The organism is Formosa algae (assembly GCF_001439665.1).
Lineage (GTDB): Bacteria > Bacteroidota > Bacteroidia > Flavobacteriales > Flavobacteriaceae > Formosa > Formosa algae.
Genome location: NZ_LMAK01000030.1, coordinates 66,985 through 84,961 on the forward strand (window position 1 = coordinate 66,985; position 17,977 = coordinate 84,961).

Sequence of the window (17,977 nt, forward strand, 5' to 3'; positions counted from 1 at the left end):
CTTAAATTTTTTGATTGTTCCACGTGGAACAATTTATTTATAATATTAAATTTAATAAAAACATGTTCGATAAAGTTTACGATGTCATTGTTGTTGGAGCAGGTCATGCAGGAAGTGAAGCTGCTGCATCGGCTGCAAATATGGGGAGTAGTACATTGTTAATTACAATGAATTTACAAAACATTGCACAGATGTCTTGTAACCCTGCTATGGGTGGAATTGCAAAAGGACAAATTGTTCGAGAGATTGATGCTCTTGGAGGTTATAGTGGTATTGTTAGTGATACCTCTGCGATTCAATTTAAAATGCTAAATAAGTCTAAAGGACCTGCAATGTGGAGTCCACGAGTGCAAAGTGATCGTATGCGTTTTGCGGAAGATTGGAGGCTAATGTTGGAGCAAACACCCAACTTAGATTTTTATCAAGATATGGTTTCTGGTCTTATAATTGAAGATAATAAAATAGCTGGAGTTAAAACCTCTTTAGGAATATCTGTTAGAGCTAAGTCTGTAGTCTTAACTAATGGAACTTTTTTAAATGGCTTAATTCATATTGGTGATAAGAATTTTGGTGGGGGTAGAGCCGGTGAAAGAGCTGCTACAGGAATTACAGAACAACTAGTAGATTTAGGTTTTCAATCTGGAAGAATGAAGACAGGAACACCTCCTCGTGTAGATGGGCGTTCGTTAGATTATTCTAAAATGATTGAACAACCTGGAGATATTTCTCCAGAGAAATTCTCCTATTCTGATGTTACCAAACCTTTAACAAAACAAAGGTCTTGCCATATGACCTATACTAGTAATTTAGTTCATGATTTACTTCGTGAAGGTTTTGATCGTTCACCAATGTTTAATGGTCGAATTAAAAGTTTAGGTCCGCGTTATTGTCCTTCAATAGAAGATAAAATTAACCGTTTTGCAGATAAAGATCGTCATCAATTATTCATAGAACCTGAAGGATGGAATACTTGTGAGGTGTATGTAAATGGTTTTTCTACTTCACTTCCAGAAGATGTTCAGTTTAAAGCTTTACGTTCTGTAGTTGGTTTTGAAAATGTAAAATTTTTCAGACCTGGTTATGCGATCGAATACGATTATTTTCCGCCTACACAATTAAAACATACCTTAGAAACTAAGTTGGTTGATGGGTTGTATTTTGCTGGTCAAATTAACGGAACTACCGGATATGAAGAAGCCGCATCTCAAGGATTAATGGCTGGAATAAATGCGAGTCTTAAAGTTCAGGAACGTGACGAGTTTATTCTTAAACGTAACGAAGCTTACATCGGTGTTTTAATAGATGATTTAATTACTAAAGGTACAGAAGAACCTTATAGAATGTTTACATCTCGTGCGGAGTATAGAACATTATTACGACAAGATAATGCAGATTTTAGATTAACTCCAAAAGGATTTGAAATTGGTTTAGCTTCAGAAAAACGTTTAAGACGTATGGAAGAGAAACAAAATAAAGCTGTAGAATTTGTTCAGTTTTTTAAAGATCTTAGTGTAAAACCAGATGTGATTAATCCTATTTTGGAAGCTAAGGAATCTGCAGTTGTAAATCAGTCAGGTAAATTATTTAAAGTTTTTGCGCGTCCAAATATTGAAATGGATGATGTTCGTAAAATTGAAGAAGTAGAACATTATATTTCTGAACATAATTTAGATCGTGAAATTATTGAACAAACAGAAATTCAAGTGAAGTATGCTGGATATATTGAAAAGGAAAAAAACAATGCTGACAAATTAACAAGACTAGAGGATATTAAAATTCCAGCTAATTACGATTATTCTCAAATCAAATCTATGAGTTTTGAAGCTAGAGAAAAATTGAAAAAGATTCAGCCAACAAGTATTTCTCAAGCCTCTAGAATAAGTGGTGTTTCACCTAACGATATTTCTGTATTATTAGTTTATATGGGACGGTAAAATTTATGTTCCACGTGGAACGTTTGTCTTTTTTATCATTCAAAACAACAGATAATTAACTTTAACTTGAAAAATATTGAGGTATAACCTTAGTATTTAAATTATATTTCATGAGTACCACATCACATAAAGTGTATTTAAAATGCAAAGATTACTCTGTGTCTTCAGAGCTATTTGAATTAATACACAATACAGATCTTGATATCTTAGAAACAAGTCCTCAGCCAAAAGCAGATCAACTTGGTAAATATTATAAAAGTGAAGACTATATTTCGCATACAGATGCTAAACGAAATGTGTTTGAAAAAGTATATCATGCAGTAAAAGGTATTGCTTTAAAACGTAAGTTGAATTTAATTAATAGTTTCAATACTCCTGAAAAATCACTTTTAGATGTGGGGTGTGGGACAGGAGATTTTCTTCAAATAGCAAAATCGAATTCATGGCAAGTTTGCGGGATTGAACCAGATTTAGATGCAAGAAAACTTGCAAAACATAAAGTAGGGGAGGTGGTTTACGATACAGTCAAAATTGATGAACTGAAAAATAATAGTTTTGATGTTATTACGCTATGGCATGTTTTAGAACATTTACCAAATCTAGATGTGCATTTAGCAAATTATAAAAGGCTTTTAAAAACAGATGGAGTGTTGGTAATAGCTGTTCCTAATTTTAAGAGTTACGATGCGAGTTATTATAAATCGTTTTGGGCTGCATTTGATGTGCCTAGACATTTATGGCATTTTTCTCAAATAGGAATTTCTAGATTGGTAGCTAAACATCAATTCCAAGTTGTAAAAACACTTCCAATGATTTTTGATGCTTTTTATGTGAGTTTGCTATCTGAAAAATATAAAACAGGGAAAATGAATTTTCTCAAGGCTACAAAAGTGGGCTTACAGTCCAATATTAAGGCAAAACGGTCCGGAGAGTATTCTTCTTTAATTTATGTCATTAAAAACAAGTAAATATTCATTTTAAAGCGATTTTAGAGTGTTTTGATGAGGTTAAGGTGAGTTACTATGTCTTTTTTTTAATAAACTCTTAGATGTTACTTAATAAGTTTATTTTTAATAGTTAAAAATTATACATAATTATATTTATATAATAATATTTTATAGTTAGTTAATAGCGTATTATTAGGTTAAATATCTACCTAACTTTTCTATTTTTGTTTCACAAAATAAATTTTAAGAACAATGAAAAAAATATCTTTATTAGTAGTTACATTAATTACTATGGCTTCTTGTCAGCAAACACAAAAAATTGGATTTGTTGATAATTCTAAATTGATAAATGAATATCAAGAAAAAATAGATGTAGAGGCAAAATATAAAACAATGATTGAGGCGTCTAATAAAACGACAGATAGTTTAGCTCAAGCATTTCAAGCAGAATATCAAGAATTCCAAGCGCAAGCTTCAAAAATGCCTCAAAATGAAGCGCAAGCTCGTTACCAACAATTAGGACAGAAGCAACAGATGTTGCAACAGCAAATTCAAATGGGTGAGCAACAAATTACAGTTGAAAGCCAAAAAGAAATAGATTCATTAATTTCTAAAGTAAGAAAATTCGTAAAAAATTACGGAGAAAATAATGCTTACGATTATATTCTTGGAAGCAATGATGCTGGAAGTGTAATGTATGGGAAAGATGCAGACGATTTAACAGAAACTTTAGTTAAAGCATTAAACGATTCTTATAAGAAATAGTGTAATCACTACAGTTTATATATTGAAAGTCAAACATAAATTTTATGTTTGACTTTTTTTATGTCTAACTATTACTAGACTTTGTTTATGGATTGTTAACCAAAGATTATGAATTAAATTTAAATCTCATAATCTCAGCCTTTAAGGTTATATTTAACTGTGTAATACAAAAGAATTTCTGTTGTTTTGTATTTTAATTAAACTGTATTTATATGATGAAAACAACACTTAGTGTGTGCTTTTTGTTTCTTAGTATGCTTATGTATTCTCAAGAAAATTTTTCGGTAAGCGGAACCATAAAAGATTTTTCTAATGGAGAATCTATTTTTGGTGCATCTGTTTATCTAGAAAATACCAATAATGGAACTATTACAAATGCTTACGGTTTTTACTCGATTTCTGCACCAAAAGGCATTTATAATCTTGTGGTATCTTATTTGGGTTATGTAACTATTACAAAAGAAATCCAGCTGACTAAAAATCAAAATGTATCCTTCGAGTTAGAAGAAGATACAACCACTTTAGATGAAGTGGTAATTATGGCTGAAGAATCTGAAAAAGCTAATATTCGAGATCCACAAATGAGTGTGTCGGTGATTAAGAGTGAAACCATAAAAAAAATACCTGCAGTTTTAGGGGAAGTAGATTTAGTCAAGTCTATTCAAATGCTACCAGGAGTTACAAATAACGGTGAAGGTTCTAACGGTTTTAATGTTAGAGGTGGAGCAACAGATCAGAATTTAGTGCTTTTAGATGAAGCAATAATTTATAACGAATCGCATTTGTTTGGATTTTTCTCTGTCTTTAATGCCGATGTGGTTAAAGATGTGAAACTCTACAAAGGAAATATCCCTTCTAATTACGGTGGTCGCGTATCGTCTGTGCTCGATATACGTCAGAAAGAAGGGAACAGTAAAGATTTTAATTTAACGGGCGGAATTGGGCTAATTTCAAGCCGACTTGCCGCAGAAGGACCATTATTTAAAAGTAAAGGTTCATTTATAGTTGCCGGACGTTCGTCTTATGCGCATTTATTTTTACAAGCAGCAGGACTAGATAACACTGCTTATTTTTACGATGTTAATGCAAAAGGAAACTATGAAATTAATCAAAATAACAAATTGTATTTATCAGGATATTTTGGCCGCGACATTTTAAATTTTTCAGATTCTTTCGAAAACTCGTATGGAAATAGCACCTTAAATTTACGTTGGAATCATGTGTTTAGCGATAAGTTATTTTCAAATTTGTCTGTAATTTATAGCATGTATAATTATGGTTTAACTTTAGATTTTATTGGTTTAGATTGGCAGTCTGATATTAAAAATTTCAATGTTAAATACGATTTAAAATACTACCTAAATAATAAAACAACAATCGATTTTGGAGTAAGCGGAATCAATTATAATTTCAATCCAGGAGAAGTTAGACCAACAGATGAAGACTCTTCGATTAACGAAGATATTTTAGATGAAAAACGTGCTTTTGAAAGTGGTATTTATGCAAACGTGGAACATAAATTTACAGACCGTTTAAACCTTCAATTAGGCTTGCGTTTTAGTATGTTTAATCGTTTGGGCGGACAAACACTTGCGACTTATGAAAATGATCAGCCAGTAGTTTATAACGAGACTTTTGGTATTTATGAAGAAGGTATCCAAAACGGAGAAATAGAATATGAAAAAGGGGAATCTATAAAAACCTTTTCTAATTTCGAACCGCGTCTAGGTTTAGCATATCAGTTAGACGAATCGTCTTCTGTAAAATTAGGATATTCAAGAATTGCACAATATTTACATTTACTATCTAATACAGCAAATGCAACACCTTTGGATGTGTGGGCACCAAGCGGAACATTTATAGAGCCGCAATTAGCTAATCAATATTCGGCTGGATATTTTAAAGAATTAGCTAACGGTTTATTTTCAATAGAAACCGAAGTGTATTATAAAACGGTAGATAATAGAATAGACTATATAGATGGTTCTAGTTTAATTGCTCAAAATAATATTGAAACTCAAATTCTATCTGGCGAATCTAGAGCTTATGGTTTAGAGCTTTTATTCAGAAAAAATAAAGGAAGATTTACAGGGTGGTTTGCATATACACTTTCCAAATCTGAACAAAGAACACCTGGTGGTTCTGCTGGCGGATTGGGAATAAATGATGGAGAATGGTATAATACTGCGTACGATAGAACTCACGATATTTCGGTTACAGGATCGTATGAATTATCTGAAAAATGGAGTTTTAGTAGCAATTTTGTTTTTCAAACAGGTAGACCAACAACTTATCCGGTTGGGCAGTACGAGTATGAAGGATTGTCTATTCCTGTATATGATAGTCGTAATGCAAACAGATTACCATCTTACAATAGATTAGATGTTGGAGCAACATATACACCAAATAAAAAACCAAATGCACGATGGAAAGGCGAGTGGGTGTTTAGTATTTATAACCTATATAATCGGAAAAATGCGGCATCTATTTCTTTTGGTCAAAACCTAGAAACGGGAGTTAATGAAGCGACGCGAACTGCGATTTTCGGTATAGTACCATCAGTTGCTTATAATTTCAAATTTTAATGCTCATGAAAAATACAATATATATATATTTAGTCATTCTTATTAGTACGTTATCATCGTGTACAGATGTTATAGATGTAGAGGTGCCAACTGCAGATGCAAGACTCGTAATAGAAGCATCTTTAGATTGGGAAAAAGGTACTTCTGGACAGACTCAGACCATAAAATTAAGCACTACAACACCATATTTTGATACTGATGAAACTAATAGTGTTACAGGGGCAGAAGTAACTGTAACTCGCGATAAAGATGGTGCGGTTTATGTTTTTGAAGATCAGTTAAACGGGGAGTATACAACAGATGCTTTTGGAGCTATTTTAGAAGAAAGTTACACCTTAAAGGTTATTTATAATAACGAAACATATACGGCAACAGAAACCTTATTACCAACAACAAGTATTACAAGCGTAACCCAATCTCGCGATGGCGGATTTTCTCAAGATGCATTAGAGTTAAATGTGTATTTTAATGATCCTGCAGATGAAACAAATTTTTATATTTTAAGATATCACGAAGTCGGCGATTTATATCCTACTTTATCTAGTGTTTCAGATGAGTTTTTAAACGGAAATGAAATCCATTTGTTTTTTGAAAAAGATGGCGATGATGATGGCGATGAATTTGAACCTGGAGATATTGTAGATATTAATTTATATAATGTTTCTGAGACATATTATAATTATATGGATATTCTAATTAGTCAATCTGGAAGTTCAGGAAATCCGTTTAGTCCTGCTCCTGTAGAATTAAAAGGAAATTGTATAAATATAACAGATGCAGATAACTATCCGTATGGTTATTTTAGAGTGACGCAAACAGATAGTGAAACTTATACTTTTATTGAAGACGAAGACGAGTAAATTTTATAAAAAACACATTAAAACATTAGAGCATAAAATTTTGAAATCACCATTTAAAATTTTATGCTTTTTTTGTGTCCTGTGTTCAAAATTGAAAAGGTTATAAAAGTTTGTATTACAATTAATTATGAGCTATATTATCCATATGTAATTATAAAATAACTCAGTTTTATAAACTACCAAAAAAATAAAATATCAATCTAAATTACCTTTACGTTTATTTTGAATATTTTGAAAAAATAAATAGTCTTTTTAAGCTGAAATAAATAATAAAAAGGCTTATTGAAATAGAAAAACGGCGAATACAGAAACGATAAAATATACGGTAATATTTCTGGCACCATCAAAATCTTTTGCAATACGTTGTCCTAATAAAAACACAAGTAAAATAACACAAGAAAAAACGGAACCAAGCAGTGAAAAATTACTATTTTTTTCTTCAATAATTTCAAAAATTCCAAGACTACAAAATAGTGTAGTTAGCACTTCTAAAATTAAAATAACAATTAAAGTAAATGGAATTAATGGCGGTACAAACGTATGAGCAAAATGCGATTTTAAAAACAAAATATTTCCTTTCCAATCACTCAATTTATCTATAACGCTCATTAAAAAAGTAATCACTAAAAAAATAAGAATAAGTAATTCTGCGCTATGGTTTAAAATAGTGTTCATAGCTGCTTAATTTTGTTTTGCGTGAAGTAATCGTGTGAGTTTTATAGACAAGTCTGTTAGTACAATTTTAGAGTTTCCGTTTCTTTCAATATGGTAAATTGCATCTTGTAGTGCTTCATAGATTTCCATAATATTTCCGTTATGAATAAATGGAGCAAATTTTTCTAATTTAAAAGCTGTTTTGGGCTCTAAATAAACCAGTTCATTGGCACCATAATTTAATAACATGGCTTGGCGGAAAAAATCCATACAAAAGAATAAAAATTGCTTTTGTGTTTCACGACCTGTTTTAGCAATTTCTTCACTCCAATTTATAATATCATGTATCGCAGCTTTGTTTCCTTTGGCTTTAAAAGCACTTCGTACCCAAAGCACAAACCAATCTTCAAATTGAGTGTCTTCAGAATCATGATAGACTAAATCACATGCTTTATTATAATTCCCATTAGATTGATGCGCAATTTTAGTTGCTACCGTTTCTTTTATTTCGTAAGCTTTAACTAAAGCTTCAACAATTACCTCTTCTGCAAGTGCTGGAAAATGTAACACCTGGCAACGAGAACGAATTGTATTTATAATGTTTTGCTCCTCTTCTGCAATTAAAATAAAAATGGTTTGGTTTGGTGGTTCTTCAATAAGCTTTAATAGTTTGTTAGAGGCCGCAGCATTCATTTTTTCGGCCATCCAAATAATCATTACTTTGTAACCACCTTCATAAGCTTTTAACGATAGTGCTTTCACTATATCTTGAGCTTCATCTACACCAATTTGTCCTTGTTTATTTTCTACACCCAACATTTTATACCAATCAAAAAGATTTCCGTAAGGTTGTTCTTTTAATAATTGTCGCCACTCGCTTAAAAAATGACTAGACACCGGGTGCGATTTAACACTTGGTGTTGTGGTAACAGGAAAAGCAAAATGTAAATCTGGATGCGAAATGTTATTAAATTTTAAGTTGCAAGATTCGTTTCCAGTATTGTTTTCTCCGTTAGTATTTTTACATAAAATGTATTGTGCATAAGCAATGGCTAGCGGTAAAGTTCCAGAACCTTCGGGACCTACAAATAATTGTGCATGTGGTATACGACCATTGTCTACACTTTGTGTTAAATGGTTTTTAATATGCTCCTGACCTAAAATATCTTTAAATAACATGTGGCAAAACTAAATATTTTTTAATTAAGGCAGCAGATTTTAAATGTGATACTTTTTATAAAGAAATCACGATTTATCTATAATTTAAGTATTGTAATCTTAAATTTTTAAAAATCTTTTAAAATAGAAAACGTTTTCGTAAAAAAACACGTTTTAAAGCTGTTTATTATTGTTTACATTTGTAGAATAACATCAAAACTTTTTAGGATGAAAACACTTAATGATTTTAATTTTAATAATAAAAAAGCATTAATTCGAGTAGATTTTAATGTGCCTTTAGACGAGGATTTTAACGTAACAGATAATACAAGAATAGTATCTGCAAAACCTACAATTATTAAAATTTTAGAAGATGGAGGAAGCTGTGTATTAATGTCTCACTTAGGAAGACCAAAAGGTGTTCAAGATCAATTTTCTTTAAAACATATTATAGAAGAAGTTTCTAATGTGTTAGGTGTAACAGTAAAATTTGCCTCTGATTGCGTTGGTGAAGTTGCAGAAACTGCAGTTGCCGCACTACAACCAGGAGAAGTTTTATTATTAGAAAACTTACGTTATTATTCTGAAGAGACTGCTGGTGATGAAAAATTCGCAGAGCAATTATCTAAATTAGGAGATATCTATGTAAACGATGCTTTTGGTACAGCGCATAGAGCACATGCATCTACAACTATTGTGGCTAAATTTTTCCCAGAAAAAAAATGTTTTGGTTATTTATTAGCTCAAGAAATTGAAAGTATCCAAAAAGTAATGGAAACTGGAGAGAAACCTGTTTTAGCTGTTTTAGGAGGTGCTAAAGTATCTTCTAAGATTACTATTATTGAAAATATTCTAGATAAAGTAGATCACTTAATTATTGGTGGAGGGATGACTTTTACTTTTGTTAAGGCTCAAGGCGGACAAGTTGGAGATTCTATTTGTGAAGATGATAAAATGGAATTAGCTCTAGAAATCTTAAAACTAGCTAAAGAAAAGAATGTTCAAATCCATATTCCTGTAGATGTAGTTGCAGCTAATGCTTTTAGCAACGATGCAGAAACTAAAATATTAGATGTTACAGAAATCCCAGAAGGATGGCAAGGTTTAGATGCTGGACCAAAATCTATAGAAAACTTTAACAAAGTGGTTTTAGAAAGTAAAACAATTTTATGGAACGGACCATTAGGTGTATTCGAGATGCCAACTTTTGCTAAAGGAACAATTGCTTTAGGAGATTCTATTGCAGAAGCAACTAAAAACGGAGCATTTTCTTTAGTTGGTGGTGGAGATTCTGTAGCCGCTGTTAAACAATTTGGTTTCGAAAACAAAGTAAGTTATGTAAGTACTGGTGGAGGAGCAATGTTAGAAAGTTTAGAAGGAAAAACTTTACCTGGTATTGCTGCTATTTTAGACTAGTAAGCCCCAATTTAATAATGATTGCTTAAGAGTTTTATAACTTTAACTTTCATTTTCAGTATAAAAATACGAATTTAGCCGCTTTCACGTTATACCCAACTAAAGGTTTTATTAATGAAGCAACGACTAAATTCGTATTTTTTTTATTTTGCATTTCTACAAATAACATGTTTTTATGCGCAAGATTTACAGACAGTTAAAGTAAATCCAGACTCCTTAGTTGTAAGCGAGAATAAAAACAAAACACAGCAAATAGCAGCAGAACGACTAACAGAAGACATGTTAGTTTCCGGACAGAAGTATGTTGTAGATACCATTATAAACGGTAAAACCTATTATAAGCAAGATCTTAAAATTACAGATTCTTTAAACATTAAGAATTTAAAAGATCACGCATATTCTGCTAAAGTAGACCAACTATGGTTGGACGAGTTGTATAACAATTCCCTTTACGATTCTATTTACCAATCTGTAACAGATCTTACTTTTGAAGAAGTAGATTATCCAGAATTGAATACAGATACCCTTAAAAAACGATTATTAGAACTCGATGCTAAAACGCCTTTTAATGTCGCTTACAATCCTGCTTTAGAAAGTGTAATTAAATCGTATTTAAAACGCAGACGTAATTCTCTTCAAAAATTAATGGTTTTAAGTGAGTATTATTTTCCGATGTTCGAGCGTGAATTAGATAATTACGACCTGCCTTTAGAAATTAAATATTTATCTATTGTAGAATCTGCTTTAAAACCTAGAGCAAAATCTAGAGTAGGAGCAACAGGTTTATGGCAATTTATGTACGCTACAGGCAAATATTACGGATTAGATGTAAGTAGTTATGTAGACGAGCGTAGCGATCCGTTAAAATCTACAGAAGCAGCTGCAAAATATTTATCTAAATTATATAGTATGTTTGGCGATTGGGATTTGGCCTTAGCAGCTTATAATTCAGGTCCTGGAAATGTTACTAAAGCCATTCGACGTTCTGGTGGTTATGAAAATTATTGGAATATTAGAAACTATCTACCACGTGAAACAGCTGGGTATTTGCCCGCTTTTTTAGCTACGATGTATATTTTTGAAAATGCAGAAGAATTAGGGTTTTCTAGAGCAAAACCTGAGATAGCATACATGGAAACCGATACGCTTCACGTGAAACAAATGATAACTCTAGATCAGGTTTCTGAAGTTACAGGTGTTAAGATTGAAGAACTTCAGTTTTTAAATCCAACGTATAAGTTGGATATTATTCCGTTTATTAAAAAAGAAACTTACACCTTACGTTTACCAGTTGAAGCTATTGGACCGTTTGTGGCTAACGAAGAATTAATTTACGCATTTGCGAAAGCCGAGTTTGATAAGCGAGAAAAACCATTACCTCAGTTAATAGAATCTGAAACTAAAACAAGATATACAGTTAGATCTGGAGATTATTTAGGACGAATTGCTAGAAAATTTAATGTGCGAGTTAGTCAGATAAAACAATGGAACGGTCTTAGAAGTAATAATTTAAGTATCGGGCAACGGTTAACAATTTACCCTAGAAACTCTACGGCAACAGCAACTAAAGTTACAACAAAACCTAAAACATCTACACCGCAAGTAGCCGGCGCAAACACGTATATTGTTAAGAAAGGAGACTCCTTATGGAGTATCGCTCAAAAACATTCTGGAATTTCTGTAGAAAATATTAAAGAATGGAACGATATTAGCGGTACAAGTTTAAAACCAGGAATGACTTTAAAAATGTATAAAGGCTAATCATTCTGTTAAAATGGAACATTATGTATAAAACTTTATTTTTTATATCAACATTTTTGTTGGTGCTTACAAGCTGTAAAGAAGGAAAAAAACAGCAACTTTTATCTGAATCTTCTGGAAATCTTAACAATGTCTCTGTTGTTGTAAATAACGACATGTGGCAAGGTAAAGTAGGAGAAGCTATTAGAAGCACTATGGCAGCTCCTGTAGATGGTTTACCGCAAGAAGAACCATTATTTAATTTAAGTCAGATTCCACCTCAAGTTTTTAGTGGTTTTGTAACTAAAAACAGAACAATTTTAAAAATTGAAATAGGAGCTAATTATGAGTCTGCTGTAAAGTTTGCAAAAAATGTATATGCCATACCTCAAAAAGTAGTGATTGTTTCTGGTAAAACAGAAGCTGAAGTTGTACAACTATTACAAGATAATGCAGCAAAAATCACCGAAGCTTTTAATAGTCAAGAAACAAAAGAAAAGCAACGCCGAATAAAATTATCGCTTCTTAAAATAGATACTATAGAAGAGGCTTTAGGGATTAAAATGGAATTACCTTCTGCTTATAGAATTGCAAAAAAGGAAAATAATTTTTTCTGGTTAAGAAAAGATATTACAACAGGAACACAAAACATAATGTTGTACGAATTACCATTAAACAGATTAAAACATAACGATAGTTTAGTAAACCAGATTATTAATATAAGAGATTCTATAGGTAAAGTTCATATTCCTGGACCAACAGAGGGATCGTTTATGATTACAGAAAAAGCATACGCGCCTTATTTGTTTGAGAAGACTATAGATGATAAACCAGCTATTGAAACTAAAGGTATTTGGGATGTTAAAAATGCTTTTATGTCTGGGCCATTTATTAATTATATGATTGAAGATAAGGCCAATAACAGATTGTTGGTTGTAGAAGGATTTACCTTTGCGCCATCTGTAGGAAAACGTGATTATGTGTTCGAATTAGAAGCCATTTTAAAATCTGTAAAAATAGAATAGACAATTAAAAACTGCATACAAAAAAAGCCAACATTTAAATGTTGGCTTTTTTTGTATGCTTAAATATAAAACTATTCTTTCTTATCTTTTTTGAATCCGTCTTCTTCTTCTTTAGAAGCATCTTTAAATTCTTTAATACCGCTTCCTAGTCCACGCATAAGTTCCGGTATTTTTTTACCTCCAAAAAGCAATAAAACAATAACCACGATTAAGATAATTTGTGGTGCACCAATAACTAAAAAAGTTCCTAAAGAGATCATATTATTTCCTGTTTAAAAAACAAAGGTAATAATTAAAGTTTAATATTGATGTTTTAGTAATAACTTTAGGAAAACATAAAGGTTTCATGAAATAAATTTATTTAATTTTGTTTTCAAGATGGGGCAAAAGAAAACTAAAAAGAAAAAAATAACAAAGAAGTTACTTCATAAGTACCGCCTTGTTATTTTAAATGAAGACACTTTTGAAGAGCGTCTATCATTTAAACTTACACGTTTAAATGTATTTGTAGTACTTTCATTATCTACTATTTTTCTAATAGCAGGAACTACTATTTTTATTGCATTTACACCTTTACGCGAATATATACCGGGATATTCCTCTTCCGCTTTAAAGAAATCTGCTACAGATTTACATTATAAAGTAGATTCGTTGCAACAAGTGTTACATGAAAATGAACAATTTTATGCTTCAATTAAACAAGTTTTAGAAGGCGATATTAGCACCACTAATATCAATAAAGATTCTATTATTGCAGCCACTAAGTTTGAAGCTAGTCAGGTCGATTTAAGCCCAACACGAGCAGATTCTATTTTAAGAGAAAAAGTAGATAAAGAGGATAAGTATAATTTATTCGATTCGGCAACCTCTGAAGTAAATTTTGTTCTATTCCCGCCTGCTAGCGGAGAGATAAGTGAACCTTATAATGCGAACGATAAACATTTTGCGGTAGATATTATTGTTGCTAAAAATTCGCCAATAAAAGCCACTGCAGATGGTCGTGTAATCTTTGCAGAATGGACCACACAAACCGGTTATGTTATTATTGTAGAACATAGCTACGGATTAATTTCTGTATATAAGCACAATGCATCCTTAACAAAAGATCAGGGTGATTTGGTTAAAGCAGGAGAAGTTATTGCAACGGCTGGAAATTCTGGAGAGTTTACAACAGGTCCTCATTTACATTTTGAATTGTGGAGCGATGGTTATCCTATTAATCCAATTAACTTTATCGATTTTAAACCATGATGTCTATTAAAGCACTCTTAGCAAAACCTTTTGCTAAATACATACATAACTCTGTCCAGAAATGGGCTAACAATCCAATAAAGACTCAAGATAAAGTCTTTAAACATTTAATTTCTGAAGCGGAATCGACTTTGTTCGGACAAGATCATAATTTTAAAAATATACATACTTTTGAAGATTTTGTAAATCAGGTTCCTGTACGTGATTATGAAGAGTTAAAACCTTATGTTTTAAAAGTAGTTGATGGCGAAGAAAATATTCTTTGGAAAGGTAAACCTCTGTATTTTGCTAAAACTTCTGGAACTACTTCTGGTGCTAAATATATCCCGATTACTAAAGAAAGTATGCCCACGCATATTGAGGCGGCTAGAAATGCTATTTTATTATATATAAACGAAACGGGTAACTCTAGTTTTGTTGATGGTAAAATGATTTTTCTTCAAGGAAGTCCAATCTTAGAAAAGAAAAACGGTATAAACCTTGGTCGCTTATCTGGAATAGTTGCGCATTTTGTTCCAAAATATCTTCAAAAAAACAGATTACCTAGTTGGGAAACTAATTGCATTGAAGATTGGGAAACAAAAGTAGATGCAGTTGTAGAAGAGACATTACCAGAAAATATGACTATTATTTCTGGAATTCCATCATGGGTGCAAATGTATTTTGAAAAAATTCAGGATAAAACAGGTAAAAGCGTAGGCGATGTATTTAAGAATTTTAACCTTTTTATTTTTGGAGGTGTAAATTACGAACCATATCGCGCAAAATTTGAACAATTAATAGGGAGAAAAGTAGATAGTATAGAATTGTATCCTGCAAGTGAAGGTTTTTTTGCCTATCAAGATAAGCAAAACGAACAAGGGATGTTACTTCAATTAAACTCTGGTATTTTTTATGAGTTTATTAAAGCCGATGAATTTTTTGAAGACGCTCCAAAACGTATCACAATTAAAGATGTAGAGTTGAACGTAAATTATGTTATGATTATTTCTACTACTGCTGGGTTATGGGCATACAATATTGGAGACACTGTCGCGTTTACATCTTTAAAACCATATCGTGTTATTGTTACAGGCCGTATAAAACATTTTATTTCTGCTTTTGGAGAACATGTAATTGGTAAAGAAGTTGAGCAAGCAATGAAAGAAGCTACAGCACAAACAGATATTCGTATTTCAGAATTTACCGTTGCTCCACAAATTAATCCTGAATCGGGATTGCCGTATCACGAATGGTTTGTAGAGTTTGAAAATGGACCAGATAATCTTCAAGAGTTAATTTCTAAATTAGATAAATCTCTTCAAAAACAAAATAGTTATTACTACGATTTAATAGTTGGAAAAGTACTTCAGCCATTAAAAATCACTTCAATTAAAAAAGACGGATTTCAAGATTACATGAAATCTATAGGCAAATTGGGTGGCCAAAATAAAATTCCAAGACTGGCTAACGATAGAAAAATAGCAGATAAGCTATATGCCTTGAAAGTAACTAAATAGTGTTATATTTACACGCAAAACATTTTTATGGGTAACAAAAAACATCATGAAAGAACTAGAGCCCAAGAGAGCTCAGGAGCTATAGAACGTATGTATATTACAATGCGTCATTTATTCAATCGGGGATTTTATAAGCCAATGGGAATCTCTGGAGAAACACTTAGAGAGGCTCTGTTACTTTTAAGACCAGAAATTTATGGTTCTGTTGGCGATGAAAAAGCAGAATTAGAAGGGCTTTTATATATAATTGATAGATTGCCTATTGGAATAGAAGAATGTCGTTATATCAATTTAACAAGTGATGAAGGTTATGCCGAATCTCACTTTAAACCCATTATTCCTCCAAAAAGGCGTCGTAATTGTTATCGTATTGATGACGATCAGATGAATATTGAAATCACTCGTGGAAGATCTGAAATTTACGATATACTTACACATCTTACATTTCTATTTATAGAATCTCATAAGATAAGTAAACGTGTTTTAATTGATGATGAAGGAAAGACAACTAGAGATTGGATTAAGCTTGAAAAAGTGGTTCTAGAAAACGAAGAGTTGTCTCAACCAGATCGCGAAACAGCTATTACATATACAGCCAATATTCTAGGACGAACATTTAATGAAATCACTGAAATTTACGATCAGTTTTCTACTCCAAGTCGTCCAGAACGTTTATTGCACATTGTATATTGGTTAGGAAAATTAGCGATAGAAGAAGTTATAAATAACGATAAAAGAACGGTAACCTTTAGTCCGATGTTACGCGAGCGTTTAGGACACCATATTCATGGCGAGGTTTGGGCTAATAATATAAAACACGCACTTTATAAGCACAATTTATTAAAACGCCCTATACATGTTATTAGTGCGAATATGCATAGTGTAATGAACACGCTTTTTGCACCTAATGCTTTAAAAGCTCTAGTATCTAAAAAAGATATTTTTGAAGTTTACGAAGCTATAAGTCATAAGGATAATGGTAGTTTACGTAATAAAGTGAAAAAAGAAGCTTTACAAAACGGTATGATCTTTATTGAAGATTCTTCAGGAACAAATATCGATGTACAGATTTTTGATACAGCTAAAATAGATTTCTCTAAAATAGATATAGATTCTAATGAAACGCTATTAAAAGAAGAAAAACCAGTAATCTTAGTTATGGATTATGCGTTTGGAGAACAAGCTTATGAAACTATAGACGAACTTTTAAAACCTTATAAAATTGAAGGTAAAAAAGTTCATTTAGATGTAGAGTCTTTATCTATAATGGGTAAAGCAGGTATACTTGAAGGCGGAAAAGGAGATATTATGATTCCTTCTGCTCATATTTTTGAAGGAACAGCAGATAATTATCCGTTTAAAAACGAATTAAATAAAGAAGATTTAGAAGGTCAAGGTATAGATGTCTTTGAAGGGACTATGATTACCGTTTTAGGAACTTCGCTTCAAAATAAAGATATTTTAAAATTCTTTTACAATTCATCTTGGAATGTTATCGGTTTAGAAATGGAAGGTGCGCATTATCAAAAAGCAATCCAATCGGCATCTAAAGTAAGAGGTAATATTGGTACAGATGTCAAAGTGCGTTATGCATATTATGCGAGTGATAATCCTTTAGAAACAGGGAGTACACTTGCTTCAGGAGGTTTAGGAACTACAGGAGTAAAACCTACTTATTTAATTACAAGAACCATACTACAACAAATATTTAATTAATTTAAATGAATACAAATTTACCAGAAAATTCAAATTCTAACGTTCCTCACAAGCAGCAAAATTCGACTGATGAAGTAGACTTAATCGTGTTGTTTAATTATTTAGGAAAAGGGTTTTCTAAATTATTTAAATTTATAGGGAGCATATTTGTTTACCTGTTTAAAGGAATCATTTATTTTTTAAAACCTATTGTTATCTATGCTAAGATAATTGCTTTAGTTATGATAATTTTTGCATTAATAGGCTATTTTATAGATAAAAATAAACCGGCTGTCTTTACGTCTAATATGTTAGTTAAACCCTATTACGATTCTAAATTTCAGTTAGTTAATAATGTAAATTATTATAATTCACTTTTAGATAATAATAATTTTAAAGATTTTGCAAACATCTTTCAAATAGATACTCTAACGGCACAAAGTATAGT

General features: G+C 31.6%; 14 protein-coding genes and 1 pseudogene. 12 read left to right on the top strand and 3 right to left on the bottom strand.

Annotation, left to right across the window (positions count from 1 at the left end; translation table 11 throughout):
• The first annotated feature begins 62 nt into the window (after positions 1-62).
• The 5 genes from mnmG (at position 63) to AST99_RS09520 (ending at position 7,091) form a co-directional block, all read left to right on the top strand.
• Positions 63-1,934, top strand: coding sequence for a tRNA uridine-5-carboxymethylaminomethyl(34) synthesis enzyme MnmG (gene mnmG, locus AST99_RS09500; protein ID WP_057781603.1), 1,872 nt, complete (start codon positions 63-65; stop codon positions 1,932-1,934).
• Positions 1,935-2,044: 110 nt separating this feature from the next.
• The gene (locus tag AST99_RS09505) at positions 2,045-2,902 is read left to right on the top strand and encodes a class I SAM-dependent methyltransferase (protein ID WP_057781604.1); all 858 of its coding nucleotides are present in this window, start codon (positions 2,045-2,047) and stop codon (positions 2,900-2,902) included.
• Between the two features lie 231 nt (positions 2,903-3,133).
• On the top strand, positions 3,134-3,646 hold the full coding sequence (locus AST99_RS09510; protein WP_057781605.1) for an OmpH/Skp family outer membrane protein: 513 nt from the start codon (positions 3,134-3,136) through the stop codon (positions 3,644-3,646).
• A gap of 212 nt (positions 3,647-3,858) precedes the next feature.
• Positions 3,859-6,231, top strand: coding sequence for a TonB-dependent receptor (locus tag AST99_RS09515; RefSeq protein ID WP_057781606.1), 2,373 nt, complete (start codon positions 3,859-3,861; stop codon positions 6,229-6,231).
• 5 nt (positions 6,232-6,236) lie between these two features.
• Positions 6,237-7,091 carry a DUF4249 domain-containing protein gene (locus AST99_RS09520; protein ID WP_057781617.1) on the top strand — a complete coding sequence of 285 codons (855 nt, stop codon included), beginning with the start codon at positions 6,237-6,239 and terminating at the stop codon, positions 7,089-7,091.
• A 279-nt stretch (positions 7,092-7,370) separates the two neighbouring features.
• On the opposite strand, the gene AST99_RS09525 is transcribed toward AST99_RS09520, so the two are convergent.
• Together AST99_RS09525 and AST99_RS09530 are read right to left on the bottom strand one after the other, a co-directional pair.
• Entirely contained in the window at positions 7,371-7,766 is a 396-nt protein-coding gene (locus AST99_RS09525; protein WP_057781607.1) for a hypothetical protein, read from the bottom strand.
• Between the two features lie 6 nt (positions 7,767-7,772).
• Complete coding sequence (locus AST99_RS09530; RefSeq protein ID WP_057781608.1) at positions 7,773-8,924, bottom strand: DNA polymerase III subunit; 1,152 nt, start codon at positions 8,922-8,924, stop codon at positions 7,773-7,775.
• Positions 8,925-9,131: 207 nt separating this feature from the next.
• Between AST99_RS09530 and AST99_RS09535 the strand changes: the two genes are divergently transcribed.
• The 3 genes from AST99_RS09535 (at position 9,132) to AST99_RS09545 (ending at position 13,084) form a co-directional block, all read left to right on the top strand.
• A complete protein-coding gene (locus AST99_RS09535) occupies positions 9,132-10,319 on the top strand; it encodes a phosphoglycerate kinase (protein WP_057781609.1) in 1,188 nt (395 codons plus the stop codon).
• Positions 10,320-10,433: 114 nt separating this feature from the next.
• Positions 10,434-12,080 (top strand): LysM peptidoglycan-binding domain-containing protein, encoded by a 1,647-nt coding sequence (locus AST99_RS09540; protein ID WP_057781610.1) that lies wholly within the window; start codon positions 10,434-10,436, stop codon positions 12,078-12,080.
• Positions 12,081-12,103: 23 nt separating this feature from the next.
• On the top strand, positions 12,104-13,084 hold the full coding sequence (locus AST99_RS09545) for a DUF4837 family protein (protein ID WP_057781611.1): 981 nt from the start codon (positions 12,104-12,106) through the stop codon (positions 13,082-13,084).
• Between the two features lie 71 nt (positions 13,085-13,155).
• On the opposite strand, the gene tatA is transcribed toward AST99_RS09545, so the two are convergent.
• Positions 13,156-13,344 (bottom strand): twin-arginine translocase TatA/TatE family subunit, encoded by a 189-nt coding sequence (tatA, locus tag AST99_RS09550; protein ID WP_057781612.1) that lies wholly within the window; start codon positions 13,342-13,344, stop codon positions 13,156-13,158.
• Positions 13,345-13,462: 118 nt separating this feature from the next.
• On the opposite strand from tatA, the gene AST99_RS09555 reads away from it, so the two are divergent.
• The 4 genes and pseudogenes from AST99_RS09555 to AST99_RS09570 all read left to right on the top strand — a co-directional run.
• Positions 13,463-14,335, top strand: coding sequence for a M23 family metallopeptidase (locus tag AST99_RS09555; protein ID WP_057781613.1), 873 nt, complete (start codon positions 13,463-13,465; stop codon positions 14,333-14,335).
• The gene (locus AST99_RS09560) at positions 14,332-15,834 is read left to right on the top strand and encodes a GH3 auxin-responsive promoter family protein (protein ID WP_057781614.1); all 1,503 of its coding nucleotides are present in this window, start codon (positions 14,332-14,334) and stop codon (positions 15,832-15,834) included. Before AST99_RS09555 ends, AST99_RS09560 begins: the two co-directional genes overlap by 4 nt.
• Before the next feature lie 27 nt (positions 15,835-15,861).
• Entirely contained in the window at positions 15,862-17,550 is a 1,689-nt protein-coding gene (locus AST99_RS09565) for a DUF6909 family protein (protein ID WP_057781615.1), read from the top strand.
• Positions 17,551-17,555: 5 nt separating this feature from the next.
• Positions 17,556-17,977: pseudogene (locus AST99_RS09570) on the top strand (hypothetical protein); the annotation flags it as partial.

Coding starts and splice junctions, on each gene's coding strand:
- AST99_RS09545 (WP_057781611.1), top strand. CDS start 12,104: ATGTATAAAACTTTATTTTTTATATCAACATTTTTGTTGGTGCTTACA.
- AST99_RS09530 (WP_057781608.1), bottom strand. CDS start 8,924: ATGTTATTTAAAGATATTTTAGGTCAGGAGCATATTAAAAACCATTTA.
- AST99_RS09540 (WP_057781610.1), top strand. CDS start 10,434: ATGAAGCAACGACTAAATTCGTATTTTTTTTATTTTGCATTTCTACAA.
- AST99_RS09565 (WP_057781615.1), top strand. CDS start 15,862: ATGGGTAACAAAAAACATCATGAAAGAACTAGAGCCCAAGAGAGCTCA.
- AST99_RS09505 (WP_057781604.1), top strand. CDS start 2,045: ATGAGTACCACATCACATAAAGTGTATTTAAAATGCAAAGATTACTCT.
- AST99_RS09560 (WP_057781614.1), top strand. CDS start 14,332: ATGATGTCTATTAAAGCACTCTTAGCAAAACCTTTTGCTAAATACATA.
- AST99_RS09510 (WP_057781605.1), top strand. CDS start 3,134: ATGAAAAAAATATCTTTATTAGTAGTTACATTAATTACTATGGCTTCT.
- AST99_RS09515 (WP_057781606.1), top strand. CDS start 3,859: ATGATGAAAACAACACTTAGTGTGTGCTTTTTGTTTCTTAGTATGCTT.
- AST99_RS09525 (WP_057781607.1), bottom strand. CDS start 7,766: ATGAACACTATTTTAAACCATAGCGCAGAATTACTTATTCTTATTTTT.
- AST99_RS09555 (WP_057781613.1), top strand. CDS start 13,463: ATGGGGCAAAAGAAAACTAAAAAGAAAAAAATAACAAAGAAGTTACTT.
- AST99_RS09520 (WP_057781617.1), top strand. CDS start 6,237: ATGAAAAATACAATATATATATATTTAGTCATTCTTATTAGTACGTTA.
- AST99_RS09535 (WP_057781609.1), top strand. CDS start 9,132: ATGAAAACACTTAATGATTTTAATTTTAATAATAAAAAAGCATTAATT.
- mnmG (WP_057781603.1), top strand. CDS start 63: ATGTTCGATAAAGTTTACGATGTCATTGTTGTTGGAGCAGGTCATGCA.
- tatA (WP_057781612.1), bottom strand. CDS start 13,344: ATGATCTCTTTAGGAACTTTTTTAGTTATTGGTGCACCACAAATTATC.